Annotated in this window: 12 protein-coding genes; 7 read left to right on the forward strand and 5 right to left on the reverse strand. The window is 66.8% G+C overall.

Annotated features, from left to right (window positions below):
- The 3 genes from QZ951_RS12840 to QZ951_RS12850 form a co-directional block, all read right to left on the reverse strand.
- Positions 1-1,815: a DUF885 family protein gene (locus QZ951_RS12840; protein ID WP_293001079.1), complete on the reverse strand. Its 1,815-nt coding sequence runs from the start codon at positions 1,813-1,815 to the stop codon at positions 1-3.
- 119 nt (positions 1,816-1,934) lie between these two features.
- Positions 1,935-3,944, reverse strand: a complete 2,010-nt coding sequence (locus QZ951_RS12845; RefSeq protein WP_293001080.1) for a M2 family metallopeptidase — start codon at positions 3,942-3,944, stop codon at positions 1,935-1,937.
- Between the two features lie 103 nt (positions 3,945-4,047).
- Positions 4,048-5,547 (reverse strand): oligopeptide:H+ symporter, encoded by a 1,500-nt coding sequence (locus QZ951_RS12850; RefSeq protein ID WP_293001081.1) that lies wholly within the window; start codon positions 5,545-5,547, stop codon positions 4,048-4,050.
- A 447-nt stretch (positions 5,548-5,994) separates the two neighbouring features.
- Here QZ951_RS12850 and plsB point away from each other — a divergent pair, with 447 nt between their 5' ends.
- The 3 genes from plsB to QZ951_RS12865 all read left to right on the forward strand — a co-directional run bounded on the left by plsB (position 5,995) and on the right by QZ951_RS12865 (position 10,043).
- Entirely contained in the window at positions 5,995-8,715 is a 2,721-nt protein-coding gene (gene plsB / locus QZ951_RS12855) for a glycerol-3-phosphate 1-O-acyltransferase PlsB (RefSeq protein WP_293001082.1), read from the forward strand.
- A 144-nt stretch (positions 8,716-8,859) separates the two neighbouring features.
- Positions 8,860-9,615 carry an FKBP-type peptidyl-prolyl cis-trans isomerase gene (locus QZ951_RS12860; RefSeq protein WP_293001083.1) on the forward strand — a complete coding sequence of 252 codons (756 nt, stop codon included), beginning with the start codon at positions 8,860-8,862 and terminating at the stop codon, positions 9,613-9,615.
- 185 nt (positions 9,616-9,800) lie between these two features.
- A complete protein-coding gene (locus QZ951_RS12865) occupies positions 9,801-10,043 on the forward strand; it encodes a PspC domain-containing protein (RefSeq protein ID WP_293001084.1) in 243 nt (80 codons plus the stop codon).
- Positions 10,044-10,085: 42 nt separating this feature from the next.
- Here the strand turns inward: QZ951_RS12865 and QZ951_RS12870 are convergent, their stop codons facing one another.
- Complete coding sequence (locus QZ951_RS12870; RefSeq protein ID WP_293001085.1) at positions 10,086-10,529, reverse strand: DUF4124 domain-containing protein; 444 nt, start codon at positions 10,527-10,529, stop codon at positions 10,086-10,088.
- A 254-nt stretch (positions 10,530-10,783) separates the two neighbouring features.
- Here QZ951_RS12870 and QZ951_RS12875 point away from each other — a divergent pair, with 254 nt between their 5' ends.
- Together QZ951_RS12875 and QZ951_RS12880 are read left to right on the forward strand one after the other, a co-directional pair.
- Positions 10,784-11,389 carry a TetR/AcrR family transcriptional regulator gene (locus QZ951_RS12875; RefSeq protein WP_293001086.1) on the forward strand — a complete coding sequence of 202 codons (606 nt, stop codon included), beginning with the start codon at positions 10,784-10,786 and terminating at the stop codon, positions 11,387-11,389.
- A gap of 169 nt (positions 11,390-11,558) precedes the next feature.
- Positions 11,559-12,644 (forward strand): SMP-30/gluconolactonase/LRE family protein, encoded by a 1,086-nt coding sequence (locus tag QZ951_RS12880; protein ID WP_293001087.1) that lies wholly within the window; start codon positions 11,559-11,561, stop codon positions 12,642-12,644.
- 83 nt (positions 12,645-12,727) lie between these two features.
- Here the strand turns inward: QZ951_RS12880 and QZ951_RS12885 are convergent, their stop codons facing one another.
- Positions 12,728-12,910 (reverse strand): hypothetical protein, encoded by a 183-nt coding sequence (locus QZ951_RS12885; RefSeq protein WP_293001088.1) that lies wholly within the window; start codon positions 12,908-12,910, stop codon positions 12,728-12,730.
- A gap of 229 nt (positions 12,911-13,139) precedes the next feature.
- Between QZ951_RS12885 and QZ951_RS12890 the strand changes: the two genes are divergently transcribed.
- Positions 13,140-14,459, forward strand: coding sequence for a hypothetical protein (locus tag QZ951_RS12890; protein WP_293001089.1), 1,320 nt, complete (start codon positions 13,140-13,142; stop codon positions 14,457-14,459).
- A 211-nt stretch (positions 14,460-14,670) separates the two neighbouring features.
- Positions 14,671-17,586, forward strand: a complete 2,916-nt coding sequence (locus QZ951_RS12895; protein ID WP_293001090.1) for a parallel beta-helix domain-containing protein — start codon at positions 14,671-14,673, stop codon at positions 17,584-17,586.
- Positions 17,587-17,617: the final 31 nt, after the last annotated feature.

Raw genomic sequence — 17,617 nt, forward strand, 5'->3', positions numbered from 1 at the left:
TCAGCCGGCGGCCTTCTTCGCCAGCCACGCGCTGACCTGCGCTTCCAGCACCGGCAGCGGTAGCGAGCCGCTGCCGAGCACCACCTGATGGAACTCCTTCAGATCGAAGCGCTCGCCGAGCTGTGCCTTGGCCCGCTCGCGAAGTTCCAGAATCTTGAGCATGCCGAGCTTGTAGCCGAGCGCCTGACCGGGCCAGACCAGATAGCGTTCGATCTCCGCCGTGGCGTCGATCTCGCCCATGCCGGTCTTGTCGATCAGATAGGCCAGCGCCTGCTCCCGAGTCCAGCGCTTCTTGTGCATGCCGGTATCGACGACCAGGCGCACGGCGCGGAACATTTCGGCCTGCAGACGGCCGAGGTTGTCGAACGGGTCCTTCTCGAAGCCAAGCTCCCAGGCCAGCCGCTCGGAATACAGCGCCCAGCCTTCGGCGTAGGCATTGAACGGCAGCACGTTGCGGAAGATCGGCACGCCCTTGATCTCCTGCGCGATGGCGATCTGAAAATGATGTCCCGGTATCGCTTCGTGATACGCGAGCGTGCGCATGCCGAACTTGTCGACTTCATCGAGCTTGCGCAGATTGACGAAGAACACGCCGGGGCGTGAACCGTCGAGCGCGCCCGGCTCGTAATAGGCACCGGGCGCACTCGCTTCCTTGAACGCCGGAATCGCCTGCACCTTCACGCCGAGCTTCGGCCGCACGGCGAAGGTCGGTGCGAGACCCTGATCGATCTCGTCGATGATCTTCTGGAAATCGTCGAGGCACTGCTGCCGGCCGTCGGCCGTGTCCGGATAGCGAAAGCGCGGCTCCTGCCCGAGCGCGACGACGCGGCTGCCGACGCTGCCGTCCTTGTAACCGTTCTCCGTCAGCAGCGCGTTCATCTCGGCTTCGATCCGCGCGACTTCGGCGAGGCCGATTTCGTGGATTTCGTTCGGCGTCAGGTTCGACGTGGTCTGCTGCTTCACCGACCACGCGTAGAAGGCATCGCCATCGGGCAACGCCCAGACGCCGTTGTTGGCCGTGACCTTCGTCTGCAGTTCCTCGAAGGTTTCGATCAGGCGGCCGAACGCCGAATAGACCGTGCCCTGAATGATCGTCTCGGTCCGCGCCAGCAGGGCCGCGCGCTTCGCATCATCCACACCTTCGAGCTTTGCCAGCTTGTCCTTCAGGCCGGTGTACAGCGGATTCTCGTTCGGCGCCTTGGCGATGAAATCCTGCATCTGCTTCAGCGATTTCTCGACCACGAACTTCGGCGGCAGCAGGCCGCGCGATTCGCGCAGCTTCTGGCCTTCGATGATCTGTTCGAAACGCGTGCCGAACTGGCTCAGACGGGCGTTGTAGCTGTCGACATCGGCGACGGAGTCCACCGGATGCTGGCCGAGCATCAGGCTGACCAGTTCGCTCTGCACGCCCGCCGTCGGATTGACCGGGTAGTCGTGAAACTGGAAGGCCTCGCCTTCGACCGTCGTGTTCAGGAAGAAGTCGAGCACGTCGTACGACAACTGCTGGCCCTCGCTCAGCGCAGCGCGGTCGTACGAGCGCAGCACGTCGCGCTCGCTGCGCACGAATGCCGCCTGCCGCAGCTGCGTGGCGACCGAACCATCGGCCAGCCGGCGATCGAAATAGCGGATGCCGAGCGGATGCGGCACCAGGCTCGTCACCAGCTCCGGGTTCTGGAACAGGAAGCGCACGAACACGCGGTTGAAGAAGAGGTCGATCGAATACGGCTTGTACCAGCCGACGTTGGCGATCCACAGCCCGGCGCCGAGCACGAGCACCAGCAGCAGGCCGCCGATGATCTTGAGAACTTTCTTCATGTCGTGAGTCCTTTGAGTGCCGACACCGCTGCAACGAAAACGGGGAGCGCCTCGCGACGCTCCCCGTGGTGTACCGCGCGTGGCGCTGCCGATCAAGCAGGCACCACGCCGAAAAATCGTTACTGCGCCAGCGCCGTCTGAGCCGGGCCGGCCAGCGGGTCCGCCGGCGGCGTCCAGCCGCAGCTGTGACCTTCGTTCTGCTTCTTGAGGTAGTCGTTCAGCGGCGCGAAGTATTCGAGGATCGCCGAAGCATCCATCAGCTTGGTGCCGGTCAGCTTCTCGAAGGTTTCCGGCCACGGCTTGCTCTGGCCTTCCTTCAGCATCGCGAGGAACTTCTCGCCCGCCGCCTTGTTGCCGTAGATGTCGCACTCGTGCAGCGGGCCCTTGAAGCCGGCCGCTTCGCACAGCGCCTTGTGGAACTGGAACTGGATGACGAAGCTGAGGAAGTAGCGCGTGTACGGCGTGTTGCCCGGGATGTGGTACTTGGCACCCGGATCGAAGTCTTCCTCGGTCCGCGCCAGCGGCGGCGCCACGCCCTGGTATTCCTCGCGCAGCTTCCACCAGGCCTTGTTGTAGTCGGCCGGCTGCACTTCGCCGGAGAACACCTTCCAGCGCCACTGGTCGACCAACTTGCCCCACGGCAGGAAGGTGATCTTGTCGAGCGCCAGCTTCATCTGCGAATTGATCAGCGCCTTCTCGTCGGTCTTCACGTCCTTGACGAGGCCGATCTTCTTCAGATGCTCCGGCGTCAGCGACAAGGTCACGGTATCGCCGATCGCTTCGTGGAAGCCGTCATGCGCGCCGCTCTGGAACACCGGCGGCTGGTCCTTGTACGCCAGGTAATAGTAGATGTGGCCGAGTTCGTGGTGGATGGTGGTCAGCGACTCTTCGTCCGGCTCGATGCACTGCTTGATGCGGACATCGGTCTCGCCATCCATCGGCCAGGCCGACGCGTGGCAGACGACATCGCGATCACGCGGCTTGACCAGCATCGACTTGTCCCAGAACGACGCCGGCAGCGGCTGCATGCCGAGCGAGGTGTAGAAGTCTTCCGCGGTCTTGGTCATCTTGACCGCGAACTGGGCATCGGCCTTGTGTTCGAGTTCGGCCAGATCGACCGTCGTCGGCTTGCCCTTGAAGCCGGACAGCAAGGTCTTGTACTCGGCATCGCGCTGGGCCTTGAGCGAGGCGCTGACATCGAGATCGGACACGCCCTTGTACGGCTCGACCAGCGGATAGACGTTGCCCCACTGCTGCGCCCACATGTTGCCGAGCAGGTGCGCCGGGATCAGGCCGTCCTTCGACACCACGGCATCGCCGTACTTCTCGTTCAGCTTGGTCCGCACATGGCAGTGCAGCGCGTCGTACAGCGGCTTCATCTGGCCCCAGAGCCGCTCGGTCTCGGCCGAGAAGTCGGCCGGGCTCATGTCGTAACCGCCGCGCCACCATTCACCGGCATCGGCAAAGCCGGATTCCTTCGCCGCGCCGTTGTAGAGCCCGACGAAGTTCTGGTAATCGTCGCGGATCGGCTTGGCAGTGCTGTGCCAGCCCGCCCAGGCCTCGGCGATCTGCGCCGGGCTGTTCTTGAAGTCGACGTTGTTGACGATCTTCTCGATCTGCGTCAGCGACAGGCATTCCTCGTTGCCGGCGGCGCTCTTGTGGCACCACTGGCCCTTGCCGTAGTTCGCTTCCATGTCCGACAGCACCTTCGACAGCGCGGTGCGCGCCGCCGGATCGCTCGGCGCGACCGAGCCGAGCTTGATCAGCTCCAGCGCGCGGCCGGTGACCGGCGACAGATCCTTCAGCACGTAGAACGGCTTGGCCGCCTGACCCTTGTTGTAGCTGAACTCCAGCACCTGCTCGCCGGCCTTCGACGAGATCAGCTGCGAGTCATCGGTGATGTACGTCGCCTGCAGCCACTGGGCCGACGCGGCGTACTTGCCGAGTTCCTTGTATTCCTTGTTGAAGGCGGCGACGAACTGGTCGGCATCGGCGGCGGTGACCGCTGCGCCGGCGGCCGGTGCCGTGGTTCCGGTCGGCGCCGGCGTCTTGCCGCAGGCGGCAAGTCCGAGCGCGACGCTTGCGGCCAGTCCGGCCGGCAGCAGGTGACGCATGGTGCGTGATGTCATTGGATTCTCCCCTGTCATTGTTCTGGCGGATGCGGACACCCGATCGCTTCGGATGCCCGACCGGCCGCAAAGGTTTGTTTGTCGAGTGCCCGTGGCGTCAGGCTCAGCGCACGCCGCCCATCAGGCGCTTGATCGGCTTGACCATGATCGCCATCAGCAGGCCGAGCACCAGCGCCAGCGCGAAGATCAGCAGGTAGCGGTGCGGCGCGCTGGCGATGTCGTCGGCACCGAGATGTCCGGCGATCAGGCCCGACAGCAGGTTGCCGAGCGCGGTGCCGGCGAACCAGGTGCCCATCATCTGGCTGACGAAGCGCGGCGGTGCCAGCTTGGTCACGGCGCTCAAGCCGATCGGCGACAGGCACAGCTCGCCGAAGGTGTGCAGCAGATAGGTCAGCAGCAGCCAGACCGGCAGCACCTTGGTGCCGTCGCCGCCGGTGACGACGATGTGCGCGGCGTAGGCGATGACGACGAAGCCGAGGCCCATCTGGATCAGGCCGAGCGCGAACTTGGCCGGGATCGACGGTTCGAGGTTGCGGCGGCCGAGCTGCACCCAGAGTGCCGCGAACACCGGCGAGAACGCGACGACAAACAGCGGGTTCAGCGACTGGTACCAGCTGGCCGGATGCTGGCCATCGCTGAAGAAGCTGCCGAAGGCGCTGCGATCGGTGAAATCGCGGGCGAACAGGTTGAAGGTCGAACCGGCCAGCTCGAAGCCCATGAAGAAGGTCGCGGCGCCGAAGAACAGCACCAGGATCACCGACACCCGCTTGGCCTCGTCCGAGCTCAGCTTGCCGAACAGGAAGACGTAGCCGAAGAAGAAGGCCGCGATGATGACGATGGCGACGCCGACCTTTTCGGCAATCGCGACTGGCTCCAGATCGAAGGCACCGAACACGGCCGACGCGATCAGCGCGCCGAACAGGCCAAGGCCGGTGAACAGGGCCGTCCAGGCCTTGCGCCGCTCTTCCGGCGTCTTGGCGCTGGAATCGTCGGCGGTCGGCGGCAGCGTGTTGCGCATCACGTGGAACTGGATCAGGCCGAGCAGCATCAGCACGCCGGCACCGGCAAAGCCGACCTGCCACGAGATCTTCTCGCCGATGGTGCCGACCAGCAGCGGCGCCATCACCGCGCCGACATTGATGCCCATGTAGAAGATCGAGAAGCCGGCATCGCGCTGGCCGGACGGCAGGCCGTCGTACAGCTTGCCGACCATCGCGCTGATGTTCGGCTTGAGCAGCCCCACGCCGAGCACGATCACCACGAGACCGAGGAAGAACAGCGTGCGGTCGCCGACCGCCAGCATGAAATTGCCGAGCGCGATGATCACGCCGCCGGCAATCACCGCCGTGCGCTGGCCAGTCAGGCGATCGGCAACCCAGCCGCCGGGCAGCGAGAACAGATAGACGCACGACAGGTACAGGCCGTAGATGGCGTTGGCTTCGCCTTCGGTGAGACCGAGGCCCGGATTGCCGCCGACGACCGAGGCCGTCATGAACAGCACCAGCAGGCTGCGCATGCCGTAAAACGTGAAGCGTTCCCACATTTCGGTGAAGAACAGGGTCGCGAGGCCACGCGGGTGACCGAAGAAGCTCGAACTGGACATTGGAAAGGATCGGGTTAAGCGGATCAGCGCCGACTATGGCGGCGGGCTCGGAACAAGGTCAATCGTGCAGCGCAAAAAGCATGCACGGCGGGCCTTCGGGCGGCCGATGTGCTTGAAATGTCCGCAGCTTTGCGAACTTCGACAGCGGCGCGCCCTCGCGAAAACCTGCGAAAGCACGACGATTCCGGTTCGACTCGCCGGATTGCCTCATTTTTGGTCGTTTTCGCGCCGCGTCCGTGCCGCGCCACGGGCAGCGCAGCGCGCCGCGCCGTCAGGCGGCGCTCCGGAACCGGCGGAATCCGCCCCGGCTTCTATAATCGACGAAAAAATCAGCGACGCAGCCGCCGTCGCCCGCTCCGGAACCTGTCCCCTGCCCGTGATCCACGCCCACCGCCGCCGTCCCGCTGCCGCCCGAATCTGGCGCGCAGCCCAGCCCGGAGCGCCGCGATGAGCGCCGCGCTGATCGCGCTGAGCTTCGTCATCGCCCGGCTGTTCTCGCGGCCGCTGATCCGCTGGATGAAGTACCGCGTCGCGCCGGACGCCGTGCCCGGCTCGCTCGGGCTGGATCCCCTGAAGCCGATCGTGTTCGTGCTGCCGCAGCGCAGTTGGATCGACCTGTTCGCACTGGAGCGCATCTGCCGCGATCTCGGCCTGCCGCGGCCGCAGCGCATGGTCAACGCCTTGCCGACGACCGAACGCGCCGGGCTGGTCTACCTGCCGGCGCTGCTCGAAACCTTCGCGCCGGGCCGCACGGTCAGCAGCGATCTGGCGCGGATGATGAAGGCCGCCGCCGGGCAGGACGGCTACGACGTGCAGATCGTGCCGGTGTCGATCTTCTGGGGCCGCGATCCGGGCAAGGAAACCTCGCTGTTCAAGCTGATCTTCGCCGACAGCGTGCAGGCCGGCCGCGTGCGCAAGCTGTTCATCCTGATCGCCAACGGCCGCAACGTGCTGGCGAACTTCGGCAAGCCGCTCGGTTACCGCGACTATCTGGTCTCCGCCGGCGTCTCGACCGAAGTCGTCGCCACCGCCGCCAATGCCGGCACCGTGGCCGAGCAGGATGCGCAGGCCGTGCAGAAGCTGGCGCGGGCGCTGCCCCGTGCGCTGCACTTCCACTTTCTGCGCGCCCGTACCGCCGCCCTCGGCCCCACACTCCTGCGCCGCAGCGTGGTGCTGAAGGGGCTGCTCGAATCCGACGCGGTGCGCGAAGCGATCGAGGCCCGCGCCAAGGCCGACAAGATCACGCTGGAGAAAGCCGAGGCGCATGCGCGCAAGTGCGCCGAGGAAATCGCCGCCGACTACTCGTCGGCCACGATCCGCGTGCTGGAACTGGTGCTGACGGCGATCTGGAACCGCGTGTTCAAGGGCGTCGAGGTGCAGGGAATGGAACGCCTGCGCACGCTCGCGCAGTCGCACGAAATCGTGTTCATGCCGTCGCACCGCAGCCATGCCGATTACCTGCTGCTGAGCTACGTGCTGTACACCGCCGGCCTCGTTGTGCCGCACATCGCGGCGGGCATCAACCTGAATTTCTGGCCGGTCGGCGGCCTGCTGCGCAAGGGCGGCGCGTTCTACATGCGCCGCAAGTTCACCGGCGATCCGCTGTACACGGCCGTGTTCCGTGCTTACGTCGACAGCCTGATCCGCCGCGGCTACTCGATCGAGTTCTTCCCGGAGGGCACGCGCTCGCGCACCGGCCGCCTGCTGCCGCCGAAGACCGGCTTGCTGGCGATGGTGGCCGAATCCGGCCTGCGCTCGAAGGCGCGCAAGGTGGCGCTGGTGCCGGTGTTCATCGGCTACGACAAGGTGTTCGAGGTCGGCAGCTACTTCAAGGAACTGCGTGGCGGCCAGAAGCAGCGCGAATCGGCCGAAGGCCTGCTGAAGGCCACGAAGATTCTCGGCAAGAGCTACGGCCGCGCCTACGTCAATTTCGGCGAGGCGACGATCCTGCAGGACCACGCCGACGCCCACCTGCCCGGCTGGCGCGAGGCGATGGCGGCGAACCCGAACGCGCGGCCGGAAGGCTTTCCGAAGTGGGTGCGGTCGCTGGCGTTCGCGCACATGCGCCGGATCAGCGCGGCGTCGATCGCGAGCCCGGTCGGCCTCGCCGCCTGCGCACTGCTCGCCGCCCCGCGCCGGGCGGCGACCGAAGACGAACTGGTCGACCAGATCGCGCATTTCGTCGATCTGCTGGAACCGTGGCCGGGCGGCGCCGAGCTGATGCTGCCGACGGCCGATCCGAAGGCGATCCTCGCGTGGGCCGCGCCGATTGCCCGCATCCAGCGCGTCGCGCACCCGTGGGGCGATCTGCTGGTCGCCGCCGGCAAGGACGCCGTGCTGATGACCTACAACCGCAACAACATCCAGCACCTGTTCGCCGTTCCGGCGCTGATCGCGGCGTTCTTCCGCACCCGTGGCGTGCTGAGCGAGGAAATCGTGCTGACCGGCGTGCGCGCGCTGTACCCGTTCCTGCGCAACGAGTTCTTCCTGCCGTGGGACGTGGCGGATTGCGAGCCGGTGTCGCGCCGCTACCTCGATCGCATGCTGGCGGCGGGCCTGCTGATCCGCGATGTCGACGGTCGTCTGCGCCGGCCGGAAGTCGGCAGCCCGTCGTACGCAGGCTTCGCCGCGCTGGGTCGCGTGCTCGGCGAAACGCTGGAACGCCAGGCGATGGCGGTGCTGCTGCTGACCGAGGAAAAGAAGCTCGGGCAGGAGCTGAAGCGCGAGCGCTTCGAGAACGACTGCCGACTGCTGGCCGAACGCATGGCCGTGCTCACCGGCCGCGATGCCCCGGAATTCTTCGACAAGGCGCTGTTCTCGGCCTATCTCGACACGCTCGTCGAGATCGGGCTGGTCTCGGTCGGCGCCGGTGGCGCGCTGACCGTCGATGCGCGCTGCGACCGGATTGCCGAGCGCTCGGTCGAACTGCTCAGCGACGAGACCCGGCAGATGCTGCTGCAGCTGCTGGCTCGACGGCGGACCCCGGCGACGACGGCGGCGGAACCGGCAGCCGACCGCGACCCGCACGACGGCGATTCGGCCGCGGCCACAGGGACCGATTCGGCCGCACCCGTGTCGCCAGCCGAGGGCGATCGGCCGGCGGCGATGCCATCGACCAGCGCCGTCGAGACCGCCGACAGCGGCGAAAGGCGCGGAACCGAAGGCTGAAAACCGTGGTCTTTGGCGGGCTTCGGTGTCCGATTGACGTCAAGATGACGGCAACCGGGCGTTCGTTATAATCCGCGCGCGGCGACGGCGGGCCACTGCATACGTCCGCCGTCCACATCATTTCCCCTCACAGGATTCCAAAAAGTGCTCAAGCACAACCGTGCGCTGCTGCTGGCTGTCAGCGCCGTCTTTTTCGTCGCCTGCTCGAAGCCGGCCACCGACACCGCCGCCCCGGCGGCCGATGGTTCGGACCTCGCGACCGATTCGCAGAAGTTCGGCTACGCCATCGGTGTCGACCTGGCCCGCTCGCTGGCGACGGTCAAGGATGAAGTCGACGTCGCCGCGCTGAAGAAGGGCCTCGACGAAGTCAGCGCCGGCAAGGAGCCGCGCCTGAACGACCAGGCTCGCGAAGACATCAAGAACGCGGTGTCGAAGAAGATCCAGGAAAAGCAGGTCGCCGATCGCGCCAAGCAGGCCGAGGAAGCGAAGACCAAGGGTGAAACCTTCCTCGCCGAGAACGGCAAGAAGGAAGGCGTGAAGACCACCGCGTCGGGCCTGCAGTACGAAACCCTGACCGAAGGCACCGGCGCCTCGCCGACGCCGTCGGACAAGGTCGAAGTGAACTACAAGGGCACGCTGCTGAACGGCGAAACCTTCGACAGCTCGTACGATCGCGGCCAGTCGGTCACGTTCCCGCTCGCCAATGTCATCCCGGGCTGGACCGAAGGCCTGCAGCTGATGAAGGTCGGCGGCAAGACCAAGTTCTACATCCCGGCCGCGCTGGCCTATGGCGATCGTGGTGCCGGCGGCAAGATCGGCCCGAACGAGACGCTGATCTTCGAAGTCGAGCTGATCAAGGTCGAGAAGGGCGACGCCCCGGCGGAACCGAAGAAGAAGTAAGCCGACGGGCGCTTCCGGCGCCGTCGCCTTCCTCTCAGATGCACGAAAAGCCCGGCACTGCCGGGCTTTTTCGTGGGCGCGGCAAAAATTTTCGCGGCCTTGAATCCAGAACCGTTGCCGGAATCATCCAAGCATGCACAGCCGGACGCGCCTTTCGCGTCGGCGCCCATTCAGGAGCAGGGACCATGACCAGCAACCATCGGCTTTGGCGTTCGCAGGACCATCGGATGATCGCCGGCGTCTGCGGCGGCATCGCCGAGTTCTTCGGCTGGACGCCGACTGCCGTGCGGGTGCTGTACGTGCTGGTGTCGATCTGCTCGGCGGCGTTTCCCGGGATCCTGGCCTACGTGATCCTGTGGTTCGTGATGCCGAAGCAGTTGCCGGCGCCGATTGCGTCGACCCGCAACGGCGATCCGGCCATCAGCTGACGGCGCCGTGATCGGCTGGCCGCAGGGCCGACCTGCGGCCGATCAGACGCAGTTCGCCGACTCCTGCGCGCGCGCCTGATTCAGCTCCGCGGCGAATTCTTCGTCGGTATAACGCGCCGGCTGGCCGTCCGGACCGGTCCGGAACAGGCGGCGAGCGGTCTTTTCTTCGAGAAAGCTGATCCGCTCGCGGGCCTTGGCGCAACGCTCCAGCGTTTCGGCCTTCAGCCGCAGCCCGGCTTCGCGGGTCTTGGCACCGCCGGTCAGCGCGGTTTCGCGCGCCTGCTGGCTCTTTTTCAGGCTATCGATCGCCGGTGCCGGATTCGGTGCCGCCGCGTCCGGCTTGATCCGGGTGTACGGCGTGCCGCGCGGCGGCGCGTCCTGGGTGAAATGCTTGACGTTATTGGCGTCGACCCAGCTGTAGATGTCGGCGTGCGCGGCCAGCAGGGGCAGCGACAGCAGCAGCAGCGGCAGGAGTGTTCGCGTCATAGCGCGAGTCTAGGCAAGGGCACCGGTCGCGACAATGGCGCATCGGCCGCCGCCGCCGTGATCGGCACGAAACGCCGGATTCGCGGCCTGCGGTGCGACCCGCATCGCCTTTCGCGTCTCGGCCTCGCTTGCCCCATACCGGGCCGTACGGTACCGTCCGGATTCGACCTCACGCTGGACGCTGCCTCGACATGACTGCCGCCGCACCTTCGACCCGCCGCAGCGCCCGCGCTGCCGACGCTGCGAAATCGAGCATGAGCGTGGAAGCCTGGGCCGAGGCGGCACTGGAGGCACTGGCCGCCGGTGGCCTCAAGGCAGTGGCGGTGGAGCCGCTGGCGCGGCGGCTGGGCGTGACCAAGGGCAGTTTCTACTGGCATTTCCCGAGCCGCGAGGCGCTGCTGCGCGAAGCGCTGGCGCTGTGGGAAAAGCGCGAAACCATCGATGCCCGCGCCGGTGTCGACGACATCAGCGATCCGTACGAGCGCATCGTCCGCCTGTTCAAGCAGGCCAATTCCAGCTACAAGGCCGGCCGTCTGTATCTGGCGCTGGCCGCGGCGAGCGACGATCCGGCCGTCGGCGAGACGGTGAAGCGGGTGTCGGCAAACCGGCTGGACTACCTGCACAAGTGCTACCTCGATCTCGGCCTCGAAGCGCTCGATGCCCGCCTGTGGTCGACGTTTGCCTACGCCACGTTCATCGGCAACCAGCAGGTGCACCGCGATACGCCGGAACAGTTTCCGGATGGCGAGGATTTTCGCGCCTACTTCAAGCTGATGCTGAAGACGCTGGTGCCGCGCCCCGGACATCTGCCGGAACCGGTGTCGAGCTACGCGACGTCGTCCGAGACGGCACGGCAGTAGCGGTCTCCACGCGTCGAGGCATCGCGCGCCTGCCGCCGCGTCCGCCGGCATCGCCCGACGCCACTTTCACCATGGCCCGACCGGCGCGCACACTGCCGCGGTCGGTGCGCCGAATCCGAACGACGACACGGCCGAGCCGACTCCGCATCCACCTACCCGGAGCGCTGCCATGATCCATCGTCTTGCCGCCGTGCTGGTTCCCGCCGTTGCTGCCGTTCTCGCGCTTGCCGCCTCGCCCGGCAGCCGCGCCGCCGAATACGGCGAGGTTTCGGTGCTGGCCCAGGTGCCGATTCCGAATGGCTTTCCCGAAGGCATCGCCGTCCGCGGCGATCGCTTCTATGTCGCCGGACCGGCGACGCTCGGCACGGCGCTGAACGGCCGGCCGTCGCGCGTGTTCGAGTACGACGTGAGCAGCGGCGCGCTGCTGCGCACGCTCGTCACCGAAGGCGAAACGGTGTTCGGTGCCGAACACGCGAATTCCTGCCTGACGTTCGACGGCGGCGGCCGGCTGTACGTGCTGAACAACCAGCTCGGCACGTTCCGGCTCGATCTGCAGACCGCCGTGCAGCAGGCGTACACGCCGCCGTACCCGAACCTGCGCGCCTGCGGCATCCTGAGCGGCCCGCCGTGCTCGCCGACACCGGTCAACCTGCCGGCGCTGCCGAACGATCTGGCGTTTGATGACGCCGGCAATCTCTATGTCAGCGACAGCCTGCAGGCGACGATCTGGCGAGTGCCGGCCGGCGGCGGCGCGCCGCAGGTGTGGTTCCAGGATTCGCGGCTGGCGTCGCCGTACGTCGGCGTCAACGGCCTGCGGATCTCGCCGGATCGCAGCCGCATCTACTTCACCGTGACCGTTGATCTGCTCGGCATCGGGCATGTCTACAGCCTGCCGCTGGTGCCGTCGCCGCAGCGGGCCGATCTGGTCGAGTTCCACCGCTATTACGCGGGTGGGCCGGACGGCATCGCGTTCGGAGCCAGCGGCCGGCTGTACGTGGTGCTGGCCTTGCCGGGTTCGAACGGGCTGTCGGTGCTGAACCCGGATGGCAGCGAGTTCGCCCGCATCGGCAATCCCGGCCTGAACCTGTTCGCGCCGTTCGATTCACCGGCCAATCTGGCATTCGACGGTGCCGGCAACGCGCTGGTCACCAATCACGCGTTCGCGACCGGCCTGCTGCTGCCGAACCATTTCCAGGTGCTGAAAGTGTTTGTCGACGATGTGGCCTCGCCGCTGGCGGCTCCGATCGTGCCCTGAGCAAGACCCTTGCGGATCAGGCAAAGGCGCCCGGCCTTTGCCGAAGCCGGTGTGGCATGGCCGCACCGGCTTTTTTGTTGCTGTCAGCGGGCGGAAGCCGTGCCGGTGCAGACCCGCGTCTCATCATCAACAATCATGAATTTATAATGCTTTCTGAAGATATAAAATAAAAAAGCTTTAATTCCAGAAGATATCGTTAGTCTTTGTTGGCATTGAAACTGGACAGCTGGAAGCATGAGCTTAGAGACCAGTGCCGGCAGGGTCATGTCGAAAAATCGAATCATTGAAATTTAATTTCGCTTTTTCAATGGTTTGATCAGATCGGGAACGCCGAATCCCGCTTGAATCCGGCCGTCTGCACGACGCTCGACGAGGGCGGATCGGAAACAGTCGCTTTCTGGATCGGACCACGACGATATCCATAGTTTTTATTCGTATACGCGCGGTTTCGGCCGATCAGTATCGTTCCTGCACCCATTCAACGCAGGAGCACCCGTGTCGACCTTCCGTGTTTCAAGATTCTCGCTGGCAACGGCTTTCGTGGCCTCGCTGCTGTCATTGACGACAGTCAAGATTTCCGCTCAGGACGAGCTGCCGCGTGCCACGCCGGAAGCGTCGATCCAGCCGCGCAACGGCAGCAATGCCTGTTCGTGGATCGAACCGGACGGCAATACGGCTTACCCGGAAACGCATGCCCGGTATTTCCGGCTGACGATTCCGCGGGCGCGGCCGGACGGCGTGCGGCTGCGGATTTCCGGTGACTACCTCGCGGTGCGCTACTTCTCGTTCCAGCTGTACGGCCCGGCATTCAATGCGGTCGACGTGCTGGCTGATCACGAGATCCGGCCGGATCCGGGCAGCCAGTCGCCGTTCGCCGACATCACGCGGATCGATCCCGCGGTTCGCCCCGGCGGTCGCTACACCGTGTTCGTCGAATTCACCGATCCGCCGGCCCAGCGCGCACCGAACACGCTGTATGCCGGCCGATCGCTGCTGCCGGCCGTGCGCAACTACCTGTTCCTGCGGGCCTATCTGTCGGTCGGCTCGGTGCCGCTGCCGGCCATCCGCTACGAGCGTCACGACGGCAGTCCCAGCGCGGATGCGCCGATCGACGTCGTGGCCTGCGGCGACGGCCCGGACCTGCCGCTGCTCGGCAGCGCGGACGTGCTGTTGCCGGAGAGCGCGGTCAGCAGCCTGCTGCTGCCGACCGTGCCGATCGATGCGATCCGCAGCGGCGGCGGCTCGCGCGACGTGCCGTTCGAGGTCTATCGCGGCCTCGGCGGCGGTCTCGGCACCGGTGTGGTCTACAACCAGAACGCCGGCTTCATGTCGGCCCGGATCGACAACCGCGACGATCTGGTGCTGGTCCGGTTCCGCGCGCCGAGCTACCCGGCGTTCGGCGGCGCGGCACTGCCCGATGTCCGTTACTGGTCGCTGTGCCAGAACCGGCAGGCGCTGCAGACCGTGCTGGCCTGCGTCGCCGACCGCGAAGCCACGATCGACGGCGACGGCTTCTTCCACGCCGTGATCGGCAGCATCCACGGCCGGCCACTCGGCGCCGACGCGCGCAACGGCTTCGCCTTCCTGCCGAATGCCGGGTTGATCGACAACGGCTTCCTGATCTATCGCCAGATCCTGAGCCGCCCGGATTTCGCCGGCGCGATCACCCGCGTGCCGGCCGACCGGGCGCCGATCGACGTGCTGGGCGACTACACGCCGCAGGGCACCACCTGCCCGCCGGCGCTGTTCGTCGCCCGCACGCTGGCCGGCGACAGCCCGGCGCAGGTGTTCGCCGCCTGTCGCGCCGCGCGCTGAGCCGGCAGCACCCGGTCATCGCGCAAGCGAGGACTTCGAGCGGCTGACAACGACGCGACGGCGGGAACGGCACCGCCGTCCGTCGCGTGCTGCGCCCTGCAAGCGCCGCACGGGACGGATTTACCATTGGGCACGGCGGCGCTTCGGGCGACGATCGACGGACACCACGACAAGGCGGCCCGACCGAGGCCGCCGCCGAAGGGAGATCCGCATGACCCAGACCGCTCGGGGGCCGCTGCGCGCGAGCCCGTTCGCCCGCCTGACCGCCACACTGACGCTGGTCGCCGCCGTGCTTGCCGGCTGCGGTCGCGGTGCCCCGGATGCGGCGCTGACCCCCGCGGCAACACCCGCGGCGACGTCGGCCGCCACAGTCATCGGCGGCAGCGGCGCCGGAACCGGCGCCGGAACTGGCGCTGCTGGCGTCACTGGCACCGGCGGTGCCAGTGCCGTCCAGACGCCGCGCACCTACACGATCTGCCCCGGCCCGAACGCGACGCGCGACACGCTGGTGGCGTTCTTCGATGCCCGCGAAGGCGACACCATCGCTTTCTGTGCCGGGCGCTTCGAGCTGAGCACCGGGCTGATCCTGAACAACAAGCGCGGCATCACGATCAAGGGTGCGGGTCGTGACCGGACGATCCTGAACTTCAGCGGCTCCGATGCCGCCGAAGGCCTGAATGTCAGCCATGCCGATGGCATCGTCATGCAGGGCTTCACCGTCGAGGACACGCCGGGCAATTCGATCCGCGTGTTCCGCAGCCGCTTCGTCACCTTCCGCGACGTGCGTGCGCGCTGGTCCGACTACGCCACCTGCTCGACCCGGCTCGACGCCCCGAATTCCTGCAGCCGCCACGGCGCCTACGGGCTCTATCCGGTGCTGTGCCAGCACGTGCTGATCGAGGATTCCGAAGCGTTCGGCGCCAGCGATGCCGGCATTTACGTCGGCCAGACCTCGGATGTCATCGTCCGCCGCACGCGAGCCGAGTACAACGTGGCCGGCTTCGAGTTCGAGAACACCTACCGCGCGGAATTCGTCGACAACATCGCGACCAACAACACTGGCGGCTTCTTGATCTTCGATCTGCCGGGCCTCGCGCAATACGGCGAGAAGAACCTGGTGCACGGCAATCGCGCGTTCAACAACAACTTCCCGAACTTCGCGCCGGCCGGCAACATCGTCGGCAACGTGCCGAAAGGCACCGGCATGCTGGTGCTGGCCTCCGACCAGCTCGAGATCTACGACAACGAGATCAGCGATCACGACACGCTCGGCCTCGGCATCGTCAACTACGGGCTGATCGATCCGAACGAGCCCGACCTGCGCTACGACTTCTATCCGGAAGGCATCGCCGTGCACGGCAACCGCTTCCGCGACAACGGCGGCACCATCCAGCTGCCCAGCCCGCAGCGCGGCGCGGCGTCGCTGCTGCCACTGCTGCTGAAGCTGAAGAACGGCGGCCGCTCCGCCCACATCGTCTGGGATGGCGGCATCGACAGCGCCAACGGCTGTACCGAAGTGCCGCGCGATGCCTCCGGCGTGCCGCTGAACCAGCCGAATCCGAACGAGACTGGTCGCGTCGAATCGCGCACCGACGAGCGCGGCCGACCGAACTACGGCCCGACCGATCCCGGCCCGAACTGCAATGGCGCGCGCTACAACGCGTGGAAGTTCGATGCCGCCGGCGCGCTGAAGCTGCCGGAAAACGGCCTGTGCATCACCGACGACAACCAGTTCAGCAACACCCGGCTGCTGACCGCGTTCGCCACTCCATTCGTCAACGCCCGACTGACTTCAAGCGATCCCGCCGTGCTCGCGCGCGACCTGCTGCGCCCGGCGACCACCAGCCTGGCGCCGCATCGCTGCACGCTGCCGGCGCGTCCGGCGCCGACCTTGCAGCTGCCGTTCGTGCCCGATCTGGCCAACGGCGACCGGCGCCCGAGCGACGCCGAAGTGCTCGCGGCCTGCAATGGCGGCGCGCCGGGTGCGATCAACCGCGCCGCGCTCGCCTACAACTGCCCGCGACTCGACCAGTACGGCCTGTTCGCCAACGCCGCCGATCCCCGCAGCAACCCGGTGCAGGGTGTCGAATACGAGCTGAACACGACCCTGTTCAGCGATTACTCGAGCAAGTACCGCTTCCTGTTCATTCCGGACGGCCAGCCGGCGCGCTACCGCGACCGCGCCAGCAGCGGCGTCGTGGCGACGCTCGATTTCCCGGTCGGCACGGTCATCGCGAAGAGCTTCTCGTTCAAGAACGGCAGTGCGGAGAACGTGGTCGAGACCCGGCTGCTGATCCGCCGACAGACCGCGACCGGCGCCACCTGGGTCGGCCTGCCGTACATCTGGCGCACGCTCGACAACGGCCAGCGCGTGGCGGAGCTGCATGTCGAAGGCGGCTCGGCGAGCGTCAGCTACGACTATGTCGACCCGGATCCGGAAGTGGTCGGCGCCAACGGCCAGCGCCTGCGCTACACCGGCAGCGTGCCGCGCTACGCGATCCCGGCGGCGCTGAACTGCGTCACCTGCCACGGCAATGACGACCGCGAAGCCGGTGCCGCACCGATCGGCCCGAAGGCGCGCAACCTGAACAAGAGCCACCGCTATCCGGACGGCACCACGCAGAACCAGTTGCAGTACCTCAGCCAGCGCGGCCTGCTGACCGGGCTGCCGGCCGATCTCGCCCGGATCGAACGGCTGCCGCGCTTCAATGTGCGGGGCGATGCCGGCGACCTGCCGGGCTCCGATGCCGACGTCCACCACCGCGTGCGCGCCTATCTCGAAGTGAACTGCGCGCACTGCCATTCCGGCGGCGGCTCGGCGGCGAATTCCGGGCTGTTCCTCGATTCGTTCCGCGCCGTCAACGTGCGCTACGGCATCTGCAAGCGGCCGATCGCCGCCGGCCGCGGCTCCGGCGAAGGCCGGCGCTACGACATCGTGCCGCGCGATGCCGGGACCTCGATCCTGCCGTTCCGCGTGGCGTCGAGCGAGGCCGGCGTGCGGATGCCGCCGGTCGCGCGCAGCGTCACCCATGGCGAGGCCGCGTCGCTGATCACGCAGTGGATCGAGACCGTGCTGCCGACCGTCGATACCAGCGACGACAGCTGCGCCGGGCCGCTCGGCCGCTGACCGCGCACGGCGGGCCGGGGGTGTTTGCCAT

The sequence above is a fragment of the Nevskia sp. genome, assembly GCF_021732705.1.
GTDB lineage: Bacteria > Pseudomonadota > Gammaproteobacteria > Nevskiales > Nevskiaceae > Nevskia.

What these genes read in the sequence shown, in the direction of transcription:
- QZ951_RS12880 (WP_293001087.1), top strand. Translation starts at nt 11,559, where the DNA reads ATGATCCATCGTCTTGCCGCCGTGCTGGTTCCCGCCGTTGCTGCCGTT.
- QZ951_RS12870 (WP_293001085.1), bottom strand. Translation starts at nt 10,529, where the DNA reads ATGACGCGAACACTCCTGCCGCTGCTGCTGCTGTCGCTGCCCCTGCTG.
- QZ951_RS12895 (WP_293001090.1), top strand. Translation starts at nt 14,671, where the DNA reads ATGACCCAGACCGCTCGGGGGCCGCTGCGCGCGAGCCCGTTCGCCCGC.
- QZ951_RS12850 (WP_293001081.1), bottom strand. Translation starts at nt 5,547, where the DNA reads ATGTCCAGTTCGAGCTTCTTCGGTCACCCGCGTGGCCTCGCGACCCTG.
- plsB (WP_293001082.1), top strand. Translation starts at nt 5,995, where the DNA reads ATGAGCGCCGCGCTGATCGCGCTGAGCTTCGTCATCGCCCGGCTGTTC.
- QZ951_RS12865 (WP_293001084.1), top strand. Translation starts at nt 9,801, where the DNA reads ATGACCAGCAACCATCGGCTTTGGCGTTCGCAGGACCATCGGATGATC.
- QZ951_RS12885 (WP_293001088.1), bottom strand. Translation starts at nt 12,910, where the DNA reads ATGACCCTGCCGGCACTGGTCTCTAAGCTCATGCTTCCAGCTGTCCAG.
- QZ951_RS12845 (WP_293001080.1), bottom strand. Translation starts at nt 3,944, where the DNA reads ATGACATCACGCACCATGCGTCACCTGCTGCCGGCCGGACTGGCCGCA.
- QZ951_RS12875 (WP_293001086.1), top strand. Translation starts at nt 10,784, where the DNA reads ATGAGCGTGGAAGCCTGGGCCGAGGCGGCACTGGAGGCACTGGCCGCC.
- QZ951_RS12840 (WP_293001079.1), bottom strand. Translation starts at nt 1,815, where the DNA reads ATGAAGAAAGTTCTCAAGATCATCGGCGGCCTGCTGCTGGTGCTCGTG.